Genomic DNA, 14,884 nt, shown 5'->3' on the forward strand with positions numbered 1-14,884 from the left:
TGCGTAGTATTGGGTAGAGCACATCCCGGGCTATGCCCCGGCAGGTAATTTTGTTATTAACATCAGGCACCTAATTTTTGGTAATTGCGCCTTGCCATGCCGAGTTATTTTTTAAATGCTCACGTGGTGATCGCAGCTTTTTTGAGTTGCGGAAAATGGTAAGAAAGTTTTACCAAAGCACGTGGGATACCTAGGGAGGGAAATCCATGAAGTTCAGAACAATGGCGGCGATCAGCTGCCTGAGCCTTGCTGCGACCGGGGCATCCGCGCAGGAAGTCCTCGAGATGACGTCGTCGTTCGGTAAGAACCTGCCGATCCTCGGCACCGCCGGCGTCGACTTCGTCGAAAAGATCAACAGCATCTCCGAAGGCGTCGAGTTCGAGCATTTCGATCCGGGCGAGCTTGTCCCGACACTCGAAGCGCTGGACGCAGTGTCCAACGGGTCAGTGGACGCGTCCTATGCGACCGCGGGCTACTGGCAGGGCAAGATCACCGCGGCATCGCTGTTCGCGGCCGTGCCCTTTGGTCCCGAAGCGGGCGAATTCCTTGGCTGGATGCTCTATGACGACGGCGCCGAGCTCTATCAGCGCATGTATGACGAAGCAGGCTATAACGTCCACGTTCTGCCCTGCGGGATCATCGCTCCGGAAACTTCCGGCTGGTTCAAGAACGAGATCACCTCGATGGCCGATCTCGAAGGCCTGAACATGCGCTTCTTCGGCCTCGGCGCCGAAGTGATGCAGCGTCTGGGTGTGTCCACCTCGCTGCTGGCTGGTGGCGACATCTTCCCGGCGCTGGAGCGTGGGGCAATCGACGCGACCGAGTTCTCGATGCCCCGCATCGACGCGCGCCTCGGCTTCTATAACATCGCGAAGTTCAACTACTTCCCCGGCTGGCACCAGCCCGCCACGATGTTCGAACTACTGGTCAACAAGGATCGCTGGAACGATCTGGATGAGCGCAGCCAGAAGCAGATCGAAGTGGCCTGCCTCGCGAACATCACCACGAACTACGCCGAAGGCGAAGCGACCAACTTCGCGGCCATGATCGAGAATACCGAACAGCACGGTGTGACCATCAAGACCTGGCCCGAAGAGATGCTCGCCACGTTCGAGAGCACCTGGAACGAGGTTGCCGCCGAGCTGGCCGCCGAAGATGCGTATTTCAAGGAAGTCTGGGACGACCTGCAGGAGTACCGCGAAGGCTACAAGACCTGGGGTAACACCATCTATCTGCCGCGCCCGCGGTAAGATCTGAGCCTACCAAGCCGGGGCGGCGCCAAGGGCCCGCCCCGGTTTTTTCGTGTCTGAGGGCACGCAACAAGGGCGGGGGGAGCCATGGAACCAGCCGACGAAATCATCAAACTTTCTGATCCCGGCGAAAAGGACCGCGCGGTCCATAATCGCGGTGACAGAGGTATTGTCTGGGTCTCGAACGCCGCCGCGTGGTTGTTCCCGATCCTGATGGTCGCGATCTGCGCTCAGGTGGTGCTGCGCTCTTCGGGGTTCAACCAAGCCTGGCTGGACGACCTGCAATGGTGGCTCTACGGCGCAGCCGTGCTGGTGGGGATCGGCTATGCCGTGACCACGACCAGCCATGTGCGCGTGGACATCCTGTTCGACAATTACTCGGAGCAAAAGAAGACCAAGATCGAGATATTCGGCCTCGTCTGGTTGTTTCTGCCCTTCATCATCCTGTGCTGGGACGTCACCGTTCATTACGCCATCTCGTCGGTGATCGCCGATGAGGGTTCGGACAGTCCGAACGGCCTGCATAACCTGTGGTTCCTGAAGGTGGTGATGAATGTGTCCTTCGCCTTTATCGGGATCGCGATTTGGGCGGCCTATGTGCGGTTCCTCGACAAGCTGACCGAGCCGGTGCTGTGGAAACAGCTCCTCTGGGCGTTCCCGTCCACCATGTTCCTGATCAACCTGATCGTGTTCTACAGCATCTGGTGGTTCCTGCGTCTCACCACGCCCGCCGATGTCACCGATCGCGAGATCGGGCGGATGCCGATCTTTGGCGAATGGGAAGTCGGTGTGGAGGAGATCCCCTACACCATCATCATCACGACGGTTGTCACCCTGCTCGTCATCGCGGGCGCGTGGCTGATGGACCGTCGCAAAGAGGCGAGGTTTTAACCTATGCTGACCTTGCTTGAGGCGGTTTCGCCCATCCTGACACTGAACGAGATCGCCGTGTTGGGGATGTTCGTTGTCTTCATCTTCATGCTGTTCCGGGGCATCCCGGTGGCCTATGCGCTGGTCGGGGTGAGCCTTGTCTTTGCCCTGATCGCCGAGATCTTTCTCGACCCGAACCGGTCTGTGCTGCGCGAGGTGATCGATTTCGACCGGACCGGTATCGATTACCAGCGATTGCAGGTCCTCTCGGGGCGCCTGTTCGGCAATATCGTCAAGAACCCGGTTCTGGTCGCCCTGCCGATGTTCATTTTCATGGGCCTGATGCTGGATCAGTCCGGCGTGGCCCAGCGGATGATGCACTCGATGCAGAAGCTGTTCGGGGGCCTGCGCGGCGGGCTGTCCCTGACGGTTCTGCTGATCGGGATCATTCTCGCGGCGTCCACGGGCGTGATCGGGGCATCGGTGACCCTGCTCGGGGTCATGGCGCTGCCGGCGATGATGAAGCAGAACTACTCGAAACCGATTGCCACGGGGACGATTGCCTCGGCGGGGACGCTGGGCATCCTGATCCCGCCCTCGATCATGCTCGTGATCATGTCGGACCAGCTGGCCATCAGCCTGGGCGATCTGTTCATGGGGGCGCTCTTCCCAGGGCTGATCCTCGGTGCGCTCTACATCGTGTTCATCGTGATCTACGGTCTGATCAACCCCAAGGCGATGCCGGTGCCCGAGCATACGGGTGAGGTCGGCTGGGAGGTGGTCAAGGACGTGCTCCTCGCCGTGGTGCCGCCGATGTTCCTGATCCTGCTCGTGCTGGGCTCGATCTTTGCGGGCTTCGCGACACCGACCGAGGCGTCGGGGCTGGGCGCCTTTGGGGCGACGGTGCTGGCAGCGCTGAACGGCAAGCTGAACTTCAAAGTTCTCAAGGAGGTCAGCCGTTCGACCCTGAACACCGCCGGTTACATCGTCGGGATCTTCCTGGCCGCGAACTTCTTCGCGCTGGTGCTGCGCCGCTATGGCGGGGATGAGATCATCCAGGGCTATGTGACCTCGGCCTTCTCGGATCCCTACATGATCGTGCTGTTCATTCTGTTCATCATTTTCCTGCTTGGGTTCCTGCTGGACTGGATCGAGATCACGATCATCATCATGCCGCTGATGCTGCCGATCATTCAGGGCCTCGAACTGGCGGTGCCCGGCTTTGATCAGGTGCGGGACCCGGCGGTCGTGTGGTTTGCGATCCTCGTGGCGGTGACGTTGCAAACAAGCTTCCTGACTCCACCGGTGGGCTTCGCGCTCTTCTATCTGAAGGGGGTATGTCCGCCGGGGGTGAGCCTTGGGCACATCTACAAGGGGATCATTCCCTTCGTGATGCTGCAGCTTCTGGGGCTCTTCATCGTGTTCGAGTTCCCGGCGTTGACCACATGGTTACCTGCGGTGGCCTACGCGGATTAGCGCGGAACGTGAGCTGACATCAAAAAAGGGCGTGCCACTGGCGCGCCCTTTGCATTTGCAATGTGCCCGGGGTCAGAGCGGCAGGCGGCGCTGCTCCGCGGCGGAGGTGTAGACCGCCTCTTCCATCCGACGCACCTCGAGATAGTCCCGCGCCGCGTTTTCGAAAGGCTGCTCCCCGCGCAAGGCGGCGAGCACATGGGCATTCAGGGCAAAGACGCAATCCCCTGCAAAGCCCGGATAGGTTCGGGCGGCGAGGATCTCGGTTTCGTCGGTTGCGCCGAACACCCGGCGTGTGACCGAACCATTGCCCCAGAGGCTTAGCGTCGCCTCCGTCCCCTCCAGCAGGGCCTCGCCAAAGGTCAGGCGCGGATTCTCCGTCGCATGGTCTAGCAGGCGGTTGCCGTCAAACAGCGCCCGCGCCCCGGAGGCGTAGTCGAACAGGATGTAGCCCGCATCCTCGCCCGCGATGACCGGGTTCTCGCGGCGCAGATCCGCATAGACCCCCGTGGCCGGGCCCAGAAGGTAGCGGAATGTGTCGATCCAATGGACGGCTGTTTCCTGCACCAACAGGCGGCGCATCCTCTGGAAATAGGGCTGCCGGTCGAGATAGGCCTCGGGCCCCCGGCCATCCCCCGTGCGGAAGCGAAAGGTCAGTTGGCGCGGATCACCGATCGCACCATCCTCGATGGCAGCGCGCATGGCGCGGTACCAGGGCTGGAAGCGGAAGTTCTCATGGATGATGAGGGGGATCTGCGCCGTCTCCGCCTCGGCAGTGACGGCATGGGCCTCCTCAAGGCTGCTGCAGAAGGGTTTCTGGCAGATGATCGCGCGGACGCCCTTGGAGATGGCCAGCCGGATTGCCGCCGCATGGGTCTTGGGCGGGGTGATGATGTCGAGGATCTCGGGAACCTCGACAGCGAACAGGTCGTCGAGTGTGGCAAAAGCGGGCAGACCCGTGGCTGTCGCCTTGTCCAGATCACGGTCCACCGCCCCGACAAGCGTGGCGTCGTCCAGACGCGCCCAGGCGTCATAGTGGAACCGGGCGAAATACCCGGCTCCGACACAGGCAACGCGGTAGCTCACAGCTGTGCCGCGACGGCTGCGGCCGCCTCCTCAGTGGTGGCCTTGCCTCCCAGATCACCGGTCAGGATCGCCCCTTCGGTCAGCACGGCCTCCACCGCCTCGCGCAGGCGCGCGCCATCCGCCGCGATCTCGGCATTCTCGGCGCGCACGCCCAGCCAGTCGAGCATCATGGCCGCCGACAGGATCATCGCCAGCGGGTTCGCAATGCCCTGACCCGCGATGTCCGGCGCCGTGCCGTGGCACGGCTGGAAGACCGCGTTGTCATCCCCGATATCGGCAGATGGCGCGAGACCGAGCCCGCCCATCAGGCCCGCGCCCAGATCGCTGAGAATGTCGCCGAACATGTTCTCGGTCACCATCACGTCGAACGCGCCGGGCCGCGTCACCATCCAGAGCGCCATGGCGTCCACATAGGCGTGGTCTGCCGCAAGCTCCGGATGCTTGGCGGCCTCGGCATCGAAGAGCTCGCGGAAATAGGCAAAGGCACGGAAGACGTTGGCCTTGTCCACGCATGTCACCTTGCCGGATCCCCGTCCGCTTGCCTTGCGCTGGGCTGCCAGATCGAAGGCAAACCGGAACAGCTTCTCGGATGTGGCACGGGTGATCCTGAGGGTTTCCTTGGCATAGTCCTCGGTCACCTCGCCGGTGCCCTTGGTGTGAAAGAGCCCCTCGGTGCTTTCACGGATCAGGACGAAATCCACCGGACCCGGCGCAGCCAGCGGCGTCGGATGACCGGGCACGATCCGAACGGGGCGCACCCCGGCATAGAGGTCGAGCGCGATGCGGATATCGATTTGCGGCGTGATTTCCGTGCCGTCCGGATACCGGATATCGGGCAGACCCATCGCCGAAAGCAGGATCGCGTCCGACCGCCGCGCGGCCTCGACCGAGGCCTCGGGCAGGGCCTCGCCGGTCTTGGCGTAATGCGACGCGCCCATCGGATGATGATCAAAGGCCAGCCTGTAGCTGGTCGCGGCCTCGGAAATCTGGGTCAAGATCGCGAGCGTCGGTGCCATGATCTCGGGCCCGATCCCGTCGCCGTCGAAGACGACAATTGAAAAAGTCTGCATGGATATCCTCCCGCGCGCAATCTGCCGGTCTGGCCCGCCGGTCGCAAGCGTCTTGCAAGGGGTCCGGCGCTCGACATAGGTTTTCTGAACTGATCCATGGGAGGATGCGCAGGTGTATGCGGTGACAGTCACATTTCGGTTGGTGCCGGGGGGCGCGGAGGCGTTCATGCCCCTGATGCTGGCCAATGCCCGGACGACGTTGACCGACGAGCCCGGATGCCTGCGCTTTGACGTGTGTACGGATCCCGCACTGCCGAACGAAGTGTTCCTCTACGAGATCTACTATGATCGGGCGGCGTTTGATCGGCACCTGGAGACACCGCATTTCCGAACCTTCGATGGGGAGGTTGCCAACCTCGTGGCCAGCAAGGAGGTGCGGACCTATGCGCAGGTGCAGGTATGAGCACCTGGGAGGTGTACGCCGTCAAATACGCAGACCGCAACGCGCGTGTGCGCGGAGACAGCTTTCTCTTTGACGACCAGCATGATCAGCCCCATCCGATGGATTACTTCATGTGGGTGCTGCGCCGTGGGGCGGAAACCATCCTGGTCGATACCGGCTATGACAAGGCCGAAGCGGCGGAGCGGGGGCGGCCCATCCGGCTTGATCCGCGTGAGGCGCTCGCGCCGCTCGGGTTGCAGCCCGAGGATATCGATCGGGTGATCGTCACGCATCTGCACTATGATCACGCGGGCGGGCTGCATCTCTTTCCCAATGCGACACTCTACATGCAGGCGGCTGAGATGGCCTATGCGACGGGGCCTTGCATGTGCCATGACGCGCTGCGGTTTCCCTTCACCGGGGCGCATATCTGCGAGGCCGTTCAGCGGCTGTACTCCGGCAAGCTGGTGTTCTTCGAAGGCGATGGCGAAGTTGCCGAGGGCGTGACCGTGCACCAGATCGGCGGGCACTCGCGAGGACTGCAGGCGGTGCGGGTCCGGACCGAGGCCGGGTGGCTGTGTCTCGCGTCGGACGCGGCGCATTTCTACGAGAACCTCTGGTCGCGCAAGCCCTTCCCTCTGGTTGTGGATCTCGAGGACATGCTGCGCGGGTTCTCCCGCCTCGAAGCTCTTGCAAGCGATCACCGCCTGATCGTGCCCGGGCACGACCCTCTCGTGTTTGACTACTTCCCTGCCACAGAACCGGAGATGATCCTGCGATTGGATCGGGGACCGGTATCCGGCGATTTCGGCTGACGTGTTTTCATTCCTGTCCAAAGGGAGATCCGGGACCGCGGTGGAGATCGCGCCGCTTCGGCCGAACCGGTTGACCTATGCTGTGGGGGATATCCATGGGCGGCGGGATCTCCTCGATCAGATGATCGACGAAATTGAGGCGGACGCGGATGGGGCGCAGGGCGACCTGGTGTTTCTCGGGGATTACATTGATCGTGGTCCGGACAGTGCGGCGGTGCTGAAGCGTCTCTATCGGTTGGAGCTGGGCAATCTGACCGTGACCTGTCTGATGGGCAATCACGAGCGGATGTTCCTGTCATTTCTGGAGGATCCAGCGCGAGGTGAGCTCTGGCTGCGGAATGGAGGGCTGGAGACCATCGCCGATTTCGGCCCCGCGCGGCGTACCAGCGTCAACGGTCAATCGCCCATGGAGACTCTGAGGGATCAACTGCAGGAGGTGATCGGCACGGACATGCTGGACTGGCTGCGGGCCTTGCCGCTTTCCTTTCTCAGCGGAAACATGGGTTGTCTCCATGCCATGGCCGATCCGACGCGCGCTTGGGAGGATCAAGAGGAACGGATGTTGCTCTGGGGGCGGCCGAGCCCAAACTCAGCGCCGCGGCCCGATGGGATCTGGCTTGTCCACGGTCATACGATCGTTGATGCGGCTGAGATTGGCCCCGGACGGATCAGCGTCGATACAGGCGCCTATCGAAGTGGTGTGCTCAGCGCTGTGCGCTGCGACGGCGCCACGGCGCGCATTCTTACCGTGCGAGGCGTGGCTCAGTAGCTCTCGCTGCTGTTGTACCCGTAGCCATAGCCTTCGTCGGAATGGCGGCATTTATTCAGAACCATGCCGAGCACATTGGTGTGTTCCGCAACTTCCTTTTCGCAGCGATCCAGATCTGCGACCTTGCTGCGCTCTGCATCGGCCACGATCAGCACGCAATCCACATTTGTGAAGAACGCCGCAGCATCATCGTTCACGAACATCGGTGGCACATCAAAGAGCATGATGCTCGGCTTGTAGTCCGCCTCGATCCGGTCAACGATGTCGGTTGTCAACGTGTTGAGAAAGACATCGGACGGGTCTTTTACCCGGTGCGCGTTGAGCGAAAGCGCCACGTTCGGCCCGAGACGACGAGCATGCTGCTCAAAGGGCAGGTGCCCATGCAGCACATCGGCCACCGTTCCGCTGGGCTTCACCCCGAGGATTTCAGCCAAGGCGGGGCGCCGCATATCCAGATCCATGAGGATTGCACGGATCGATCTCTGGCGCGCTATGGAACTTGCCAGGTTGCAGCAGACCGTACTCTTGCCCGCGCCACTGTTTGCAGAGGTCACGGCGAGGCGTTTCCAACCGTTTTTCTCCATCTGCTTGAGGGCTTTGGTGCGCAAGACGTCGAAACTGGCGGCCTCGGACTGCCTGGAGCCGGCCGAGAAGACCCGGTTCTTGATCAGATGCGCCGGGTCGATCTGGAACTCTTCGAGGGCGCCCCAGCGTTGATCCAGGCTCGATCCACCACGCTCCCGCGGGGCCGCGGTGTCGGGGCCCGCTTCAACGATGCCGCTACTGGTCGGCGCGTCTCCACGGCGTTCGCGCGCTTTCTCGAGAGCTGCTTGCAGTTTTTCCATTCAACTGGTTCCTTACACCTCAGCGTGGTGCCACATGCGGTGGCGTCTACACGCCAATCTTGTTGAGGACGCGATCCGCCAGAAGATCGAGCGGCAGATACAGCATATGAATCGCATAGAGCGCGACCGGAATTCCGATGATGACCAGGATCACGATGGCTGACTTCAAACTGCGTTCGAGCACCTCTTCACGCCGGGTCTTGACGTAGGGCAGCGTCGCCAAGGGCGCAATTCCGAGGCTTTTGACGAGGTCTACGGGGCGGCGCACAGTGCGATCAAGAAGCTCCAGCAGAAGGATCAGACCCAGACCAAGTCCGATCCCGGCCAGAGAGCCCCCCAGAAACACAAGCATCGGCGAAGCGCTGGATGGATCCGTCGGGGTCGTCGCCTGTTCGAGAACTGTGATCCGCTGGCCGCGTGCTGCCAATTCGATCCTCTCGCCGGTTTGCGCAATATGGAGACGTTCCACCGCGGCGTTATATTGCTGTTGCACGTTCTGATAGTCGCGCGTCAGACCTTGGAGTGTCACGGAAATTCCAGGCGTTTCATCCAGGGTGGCTTCAACCTCTTCAACCTGCGTATTCGTCAGCTCGAGCTGTTCCCGCAGAAACGCGATTTGCGCATCGATCTGTTCAATCTGGGACTGCAAGGTCGACGTTGGATCATCGGACGGCCGCTGACCGCCCAGAGATTGGATCACGCCTTCCACCTGTTGGATGCGCGACCGCAGGATACGCACACGCGGAGATGTCTCACCCGCGGTTTCCATGGCTTCGGCCAGCTCAAGGCGCAGGATCTCGACCTGTTCCTGCTCGCGGGACAAGGCCGCATTGCCTTCGAGTTGGGACGGATCGGAGCCCGAGGGCAGTGCATCCACCAGCTGCTTGCGCTGTTCGTTCAGGATCAGAATGTCGCGCGTATATGTCGTGGAACGTTCTTGCAGGTCCGCCAGACGCTCCAACCGGAACTGGAATGTCTCGGGAAGGGCCCCGATATTCTCGGACCGGAACTGCCGCATGGCCGCGGTGCGCTCGTCAACCTCCTCGGAGAGACGCTCAACTTCCTGTTTGAAGAACTCTTCGGTGTTTGACGCCCGGCTGGTGCGCAGACGGCTGTCTTCGCGCTGGATGAGGGTCACGTATTCATTGACCACGTCTGAGGTCGTCTGTGCCACGTCATCCGTGAAGGACAGCGACATCAGCGTCGCGCGGTTGCGGCCGGTTGTCAGGCGGATATCCGACTTGCCACGCATGGAGCGCACGATTTCATCCGGGCTCATCTCCGACGCGTTCGGGAACACGTCGAACCGATCGGCGATATCCAGCAGGTTCGCGCGGGTCAAAAGGCGCTGTTGAACGACTTCGAGCTGCTCTTGAGCCCCGGTATTGCTCAACGTGGTGACCAGCTCGTCCGGGATCTGTCCGGCCTCGAGCAGAAGACGCGCTGAGGCCTCATAACGGGTGGGCAGCTGCTTGGCCACAAAGGCCGAGGCCACGATGGACAAACCTGCGACAAGAATGAAGATCGGGAACCGGCGCCAGAAGACCGACAGAAGGTAGTTTATGCTCAAGTTCATTCTGCCGCCTCGCCCATTTGGTCAAAGTTTCCGATGAAGATGCCATCAGAGAGAACCTCATCAACGGCGCTTGCGGTGACCACTTGCCGATTCTCTGTCGCGGTGTAAAGCAACGCAAAGTCGCAGAGCTTGTTGACCAGCCGAGGAACGCCTTCGCTCGCCTGATAGATACGGTCCAGCGATTGATCCGTGAACTCGGTGCCTGTTCCGCCAGCATGTTTCATGCGGTGCGCTACATAATCCCCGACGGTTTCACGGTCCATCGCGGGGATGTGGTAGAAAGCCGAAACACGTTGCGCGAATTGCTGCAGATCCGGGTGCATGATCATCTTGCGGAGCTGCGGTTGCCCCACCAGCACCAACTGCAGGACTTCATCCTTGTTCGAGTTGATATTGGTCAGCATGCGCAGCTCTTCCAAACCTTCCGAAGACAGGTTCTGCGCCTCATCGATAATGATGATGACGCGCCGTCCTTCTGCATATTCAGAGATCAGAAAGTCTTGTAAACGTTGAAAAAGTTCTACGTAGTCGTCACCGGGTTCTGACGGCACAGACAGGGCGTTCAACACCCATTTCAACAACTCGCCGCGACCACCCTGCGCGTTTGAAATCAAACCGATCGTCACCTGGTCGTCGATGGAGCGCAGAAGGCGCTGGAGCAGGGTTGTCTTGCCGGCGCCAACCTCGCCCGTAACAACTGTTATAGGGGCGCTGCTGAGGATGCCGTACTCCATGACCGCATAGGCGCGTTTGTGGATCTTGCTCCAGAACAGGAAGTCGGGATCGGGCAGCAGTTTGAAGGGCCGCTCCCGGAGCCCGAAATAATCCGAATACAACCCGCTCATCGACATGGATACACACTCATTCTTTCCATCAACACGAGGCCTGAACAGGGGCGGCCTGCGCCCACCATATAGGAATTTACCCCGGTCTTTGCAGTTGTTTGTAGTCTCGGAGGGTTAAAGAACAGCGAAATGCGCGCAACGAGGCTCGGTTGTGCGCATTTTGCGCAGCACCGTGTCGTCCGGGCACTGCGGTTCGCTGTCTGCAACAATCTCTGTGCCGCGAGACCTTCGTTTTCGGTCTGTCACCGATGTCGTGATTCGTCTGCTGTCGGTTTCAGCACGCTGCAGCGTAGCGTGAAAATATTCAAAATTCGCCCAAAAATAACAACAAACGCCGACGTAGCGGCAGTTTAACCATGCACATATAAAATTTACAATCAAGTTTAACTGATAGTTTTGTGCGTGAAATCAGTATGTTACGGCGTTTTTCGGCGTGATCTGGCTTTCCTCAGGCCTTGGCAGACTCCGCCGCACGTGCTTAGTTAGCGCTGTCTTAACGATCTACAGAGTTTCAAAGATCAGTGTGTGTGGCGCGTCTCGAATTTCTGCAGACGCTGAATGGTGAGTGAAGAGTACCATGACGATAAGAGCGAACGACATTTCAGGTAGCACCCCGGTCTCCGCGATTGCAGTAGGGACCACCGCCTCCTCCAAGAACCGCCTTTACCGCAACGCAGGCAAGCGTACGCTTGATATGGTGCTGGTTCTGGGATCCGCGATTTTTGTAGCGCCTGTTATTCTTCTTCTCGCGGCCCTGGTCGCGCTTGATGGACATAATCCTTTCTACTGGCAATCTCGCGTCGGCCTGAACGGGCGGAGCTTCCGTCTGTGGAAACTGCGCACGATGGTGCCGAAGGCGGACGAGAAGCTTGAGGCGTATCTCGCGGCCAACCCTGACGCCCGCGAAGAATGGGACACGACCCAGAAGCTGAAATCGGACCCGCGGATCACGCGTGTGGGCCGGATCCTTCGCAAAAGCTCCCTTGATGAACTGCCGCAGCTGATCAACGTGCTGCTTGGCGACATGTCTTTGGTCGGGCCGCGTCCGATGATGGAAGCCCAGCGTGAAATGTACCCGGGCAAGGCGTATTATCGCATGCGCCCCGGTATCACCGGCACCTGGCAGATCTCGGATCGCAATGATTGCAGCTTCCGCGGCCGGGCTCAGTTCGATGATCTCTACGAGCAAAAGATCACTCTGCGGGAAGACGTCCGGATCCTGAAGCAGACCTTCTCCGTGGTCTTCCGCTGCACCGGATACTAATAAACCCTTAGGGGTTGGTCGCTATATGTCGCAGAACTGCACGAATTCGTGCAGTTCTTGCCGTGGCTAGACCATACTTGCACTGCTACACTGGCAAGAACGGCGAGAGAAACGCCAGTGAGAATTGCGGAGAGTAGTTGTATGAGATTTGCTGGTTCAGTTCGCTTGGCGATCGGCGTCCTTGGTGTGTTGGCGCTTGCCGCCTGTGACACTGCCGAGGAGCGCGCGGAAGAGCACTATCAAAAGGGGCTCGAACTGATCGAGGCTGGCGATGCCGACCGCGCTCTGGTCGAATTGCGAAATGTTTTCAATCTGAATGGCAACCACCGGGATGCGCGCGCACTCTATGCAGCCACCGTGCGTGACATGGGCCGAACGCGTGAGGCCTTTGGGCAGTATCTCCGCCTGGTCGAACAGCATCCGGATGATCTCGAGGCGCGCCTTGCCCTCGCGAATCTGTCGATTGAAGGCCGCACCTGGGAAGATGCGGCGCGCCATGCTGCCCGGGCCAAGGAACTTGCGCCGGACGAGTTCGAAGTGCAGGTGGTCGACCTGGTGGTGCGCTACCGCGAGGCTGGACTGGCGAATGACGATGCGACGCGGGCCGAATTGCTGGCAACGGCTCAGGACATGCTGGAAACCGCGCCGGACAAGCTGACCCTCCATAATGTGGTGATCGACGGAGCCATCTGGCAACAGGACTTCGAACTGGCTCTTGCCCGTGTCGATGACGCGCTCGGCCATCACCCGGAAGAGCAGCAGCTCTATATGCTCCGCCTCGCCGCGCTTGAGCAGCTGGGAGACATGGACGGCATCGAAGAGCAGTTGGTCGCGCTGGCGCAGCAATTCCCCGATGTTGAGCGGTACCGCCGGCTGGTTTTGCAGTTCTATCAACAGCGTGGCGAGCCGGAAAAGGCCGAAGCCTTTATTCGCAGCATTGTCTCCCCCACGGATGAGGACCCGGCGGAATACGTCGCGTTTGTGCGCTATCTGCGGGACACGCGGGGGATCGAAGCGGCTGTGGAAGAGCTCCAATCCGCCCTGGAGCAGGCTCCGGATTCGGCCGTTCTGAAGGCACTGCAAGCTTCCTTGATCTTCGATTCCGGGCAGCGCGACGAAGGCATTTCCCGGATGCAGGCTCTGGTGGACTCGGATGAGGGATCCTCGGATGCGCTGCGCTTCAAGGTTGCTTTGGCGCAGATGCTGCTGGCCACGGGCAACGAAGTGGGCGCGCGAAAGCTGGTCGAAGAGACGCTTGCCGAGGATGTCAGCAATGTGGATGCCATCAAGATGCAGGCCGCATGGCTGATCGACGGCGATGAGACCGAGCGCGCAATCAGCCTTCTGCGCACTGCTTTGGACCAGACGCCGGACGACCCGCAGATCATGACGCTGATTGCCAATGCGCATTTGCGCAACGGCGATCGGGAACTCGCGCGGGATCTTCTGAGCCTTGCTGCGGATACGTCCTCCTTTGCTCCGGATGAGAGCCTGCGTTATGCGCAATTCCTCGTTGGCGCTGGCGAGCTTCTGGGGGCCGAAGACGTCCTTGTGAACGCATTGCGTCGGTCGCCCTCCAACCTGCGACTGCTGGCCCTCCTTGGCGATGTGTATGTCAGGCTGGAAGATTGGTCTCGTGCCGAACACGTGGAGCGTACCCTGCGCGGGCTTGAAGAGCCTCAAGCCAAGGATGCTGCGGATGCCATCCGTGTCGCCATTCTGGATGGTCAGGACCGCAGCGAAGATGCCCTTGATTTCCTTGCTCAACTTGCGACTGGCGAAGACGGAAATTTCCGGGCCTTGACCGCAGCGGTCCAGTCGCTCATCGCGGCGGGTGAAGTCGAACAGGCGCGAGCGCTTGTCCAGGATGCGATCGAAATCGACCCGGACCGGTTTGACCTCAAGTTTCTCGATGCCGCGCTGGAAAGCAGTGCCGGTGATCTGTCGGTCGCCGAGCAGACCTATCGCGAGCTGATTTCCCGCGAGGAAGCGAATGAGCGCGTTTGGGTCGAGCTTGTGCGCGTCCTCAACCGTGCGGGCAAACCTGGTGAGGCGGGGCTCATGCTTGACCAGGGACTTGAGAAGTTCCCGGATGGTCCGAACCTGCTCTGGGCAAAGGCGTCAACGCTGGAGCAGCAGAACGACTTCGAAGGAGCGATTTCAATCTATGAACAGCTCTATGCGATCTCTAGTCGCTCGACCATCGTATCCAACAATCTGGCGAGCTTGCTCTCGACCCATCGTGGGGATGAGGCCAGCATCGAGCGGGCCTATCGGATCGCGCGTCGCCTGCGCGGGACAAACAATCCGGCGTTCCAGGACACCTATGGTTGGCTTGCCTATCAGCGCGGCCGCTTCGACGAGGCCCTGACCTATCTCGAGCCCGCCGCCGCTGGTCTGCCTCAGGATCCGCTGGTTCGGTTCCATCTTGGCATGACCTACCTCGCTGTGGACCGGACGACCGAAGGGGTCGAGGCGTTGCAGACCGCGATCTCTCTGGCGGGTCCTGATGATGTGCGGCCACAATTTGAGATTGCTCGTGAAGAGTTGAACAAACTTGAGAGCGCAGGGCAGTGATTGCTCCGCGAATCCATGTATGAAACGTCAGCGTTGCGGTTCGAGTACCGCAGCGTTGAACT

13 protein-coding genes are annotated in these 14,884 nt (G+C 60.5%); 8 read left to right on the forward strand and 5 right to left on the reverse strand.

The features are described from left to right. Positions 1–206: 206 nt before the first annotated feature. The 3 genes from ACP150_RS09015 (at position 207) to ACP150_RS09025 (ending at position 3,596) form a co-directional block, all read left to right on the forward strand. Positions 207–1,250 (forward strand): TRAP transporter substrate-binding protein, encoded by a 1,044-nt coding sequence (locus ACP150_RS09015; protein WP_424966264.1) that lies wholly within the window; start codon positions 207–209, stop codon positions 1,248–1,250. 87 nt (positions 1,251–1,337) lie between these two features. After that, positions 1,338–2,141: a TRAP transporter small permease subunit gene (locus ACP150_RS09020; protein WP_424966265.1), complete on the forward strand. Its 804-nt coding sequence runs from the start codon at positions 1,338–1,340 to the stop codon at positions 2,139–2,141. 3 nt (positions 2,142–2,144) lie between these two features. Next, on the forward strand, positions 2,145–3,596 hold the full coding sequence (locus tag ACP150_RS09025; protein ID WP_424966266.1) for a TRAP transporter large permease: 1,452 nt from the start codon (positions 2,145–2,147) through the stop codon (positions 3,594–3,596). A 72-nt stretch (positions 3,597–3,668) separates the two neighbouring features. Here the strand turns inward: ACP150_RS09025 and ACP150_RS09030 are convergent, their stop codons facing one another. Both ACP150_RS09030 and ACP150_RS09035 read right to left on the reverse strand, forming a co-directional pair. After that, complete coding sequence (locus tag ACP150_RS09030; RefSeq protein ID WP_424966267.1) at positions 3,669–4,679, reverse strand: Gfo/Idh/MocA family protein; 1,011 nt, start codon at positions 4,677–4,679, stop codon at positions 3,669–3,671. Beyond that, positions 4,676–5,749, reverse strand: a complete 1,074-nt coding sequence (locus ACP150_RS09035) for an isocitrate/isopropylmalate dehydrogenase family protein (protein ID WP_424966268.1) — start codon at positions 5,747–5,749, stop codon at positions 4,676–4,678. Before ACP150_RS09035 ends, ACP150_RS09030 begins: the two co-directional genes overlap by 4 nt. A gap of 121 nt (positions 5,750–5,870) precedes the next feature. Here ACP150_RS09035 and ACP150_RS09040 point away from each other — a divergent pair, with 121 nt between their 5' ends. The 3 genes from ACP150_RS09040 to ACP150_RS09050 all read left to right on the forward strand — a co-directional run bounded on the left by ACP150_RS09040 (position 5,871) and on the right by ACP150_RS09050 (position 7,715). Continuing rightward, on the forward strand, positions 5,871–6,152 hold the full coding sequence (locus ACP150_RS09040; RefSeq protein ID WP_424966269.1) for a putative quinol monooxygenase: 282 nt from the start codon (positions 5,871–5,873) through the stop codon (positions 6,150–6,152). Further along, positions 6,149–6,946, forward strand: a complete 798-nt coding sequence (locus tag ACP150_RS09045; RefSeq protein ID WP_424966270.1) for an N-acyl homoserine lactonase family protein — start codon at positions 6,149–6,151, stop codon at positions 6,944–6,946. Before ACP150_RS09040 ends, ACP150_RS09045 begins: the two co-directional genes overlap by 4 nt. A 70-nt stretch (positions 6,947–7,016) precedes the next feature. Beyond that, the gene (locus ACP150_RS09050) at positions 7,017–7,715 is read left to right on the forward strand and encodes a metallophosphoesterase (protein WP_424966271.1); all 699 of its coding nucleotides are present in this window, start codon (positions 7,017–7,019) and stop codon (positions 7,713–7,715) included. On the opposite strand, the gene ACP150_RS09055 is transcribed toward ACP150_RS09050, so the two are convergent. The 3 genes from ACP150_RS09055 to ACP150_RS09065 form a co-directional block, all read right to left on the reverse strand. After that, a complete protein-coding gene (locus tag ACP150_RS09055; protein ID WP_424966272.1) occupies positions 7,709–8,560 on the reverse strand; it encodes a tyrosine-protein kinase family protein in 852 nt (283 codons plus the stop codon). The two genes, ACP150_RS09050 and ACP150_RS09055, sit on opposite strands and share 7 nt — an antisense overlap. 46 nt (positions 8,561–8,606) lie before the next feature. Continuing rightward, a complete protein-coding gene (locus ACP150_RS09060; protein WP_424966273.1) occupies positions 8,607–10,040 on the reverse strand; it encodes a GumC family protein in 1,434 nt (477 codons plus the stop codon). A gap of 92 nt (positions 10,041–10,132) precedes the next feature. Continuing rightward, positions 10,133–10,981, reverse strand: coding sequence for an ExeA family protein (locus tag ACP150_RS09065; protein WP_424966275.1), 849 nt, complete (start codon positions 10,979–10,981; stop codon positions 10,133–10,135). Between the two features lie 577 nt (positions 10,982–11,558). Between ACP150_RS09065 and ACP150_RS09070 the strand changes: the two genes are divergently transcribed. Together ACP150_RS09070 and ACP150_RS09075 are read left to right on the forward strand one after the other, a co-directional pair. After that, a complete protein-coding gene (locus tag ACP150_RS09070; RefSeq protein ID WP_424966276.1) occupies positions 11,559–12,245 on the forward strand; it encodes a sugar transferase in 687 nt (228 codons plus the stop codon). A 117-nt stretch (positions 12,246–12,362) separates the two neighbouring features. Continuing rightward, complete coding sequence (locus ACP150_RS09075) at positions 12,363–14,822, forward strand: tetratricopeptide repeat protein (protein ID WP_424966277.1); 2,460 nt, start codon at positions 12,363–12,365, stop codon at positions 14,820–14,822. The last annotated feature ends 62 nt before the right edge of the window (positions 14,823–14,884 follow it).

Source organism: Dinoroseobacter sp. S375, assembly GCF_049800775.1.
Taxonomy (GTDB): Bacteria; Pseudomonadota; Alphaproteobacteria; order Rhodobacterales; family Rhodobacteraceae; genus Dinoroseobacter.

Bases quoted from the DNA above. Each gene is read 5' to 3' on its own strand.
- ACP150_RS09045 (WP_424966270.1), top strand. From the start codon at position 6,149: ATGAGCACCTGGGAGGTGTACGCCGTCAAATACGCAGACCGCAACGCG.
- ACP150_RS09070 (WP_424966276.1), top strand. From the start codon at position 11,559: ATGACGATAAGAGCGAACGACATTTCAGGTAGCACCCCGGTCTCCGCG.
- ACP150_RS09020 (WP_424966265.1), top strand. From the start codon at position 1,338: ATGGAACCAGCCGACGAAATCATCAAACTTTCTGATCCCGGCGAAAAG.
- ACP150_RS09035 (WP_424966268.1), bottom strand. From the start codon at position 5,749: ATGCAGACTTTTTCAATTGTCGTCTTCGACGGCGACGGGATCGGGCCC.
- ACP150_RS09055 (WP_424966272.1), bottom strand. From the start codon at position 8,560: ATGGAAAAACTGCAAGCAGCTCTCGAGAAAGCGCGCGAACGCCGTGGA.
- ACP150_RS09025 (WP_424966266.1), top strand. From the start codon at position 2,145: ATGCTGACCTTGCTTGAGGCGGTTTCGCCCATCCTGACACTGAACGAG.
- ACP150_RS09065 (WP_424966275.1), bottom strand. From the start codon at position 10,981: ATGAGCGGGTTGTATTCGGATTATTTCGGGCTCCGGGAGCGGCCCTTC.
- ACP150_RS09015 (WP_424966264.1), top strand. From the start codon at position 207: ATGAAGTTCAGAACAATGGCGGCGATCAGCTGCCTGAGCCTTGCTGCG.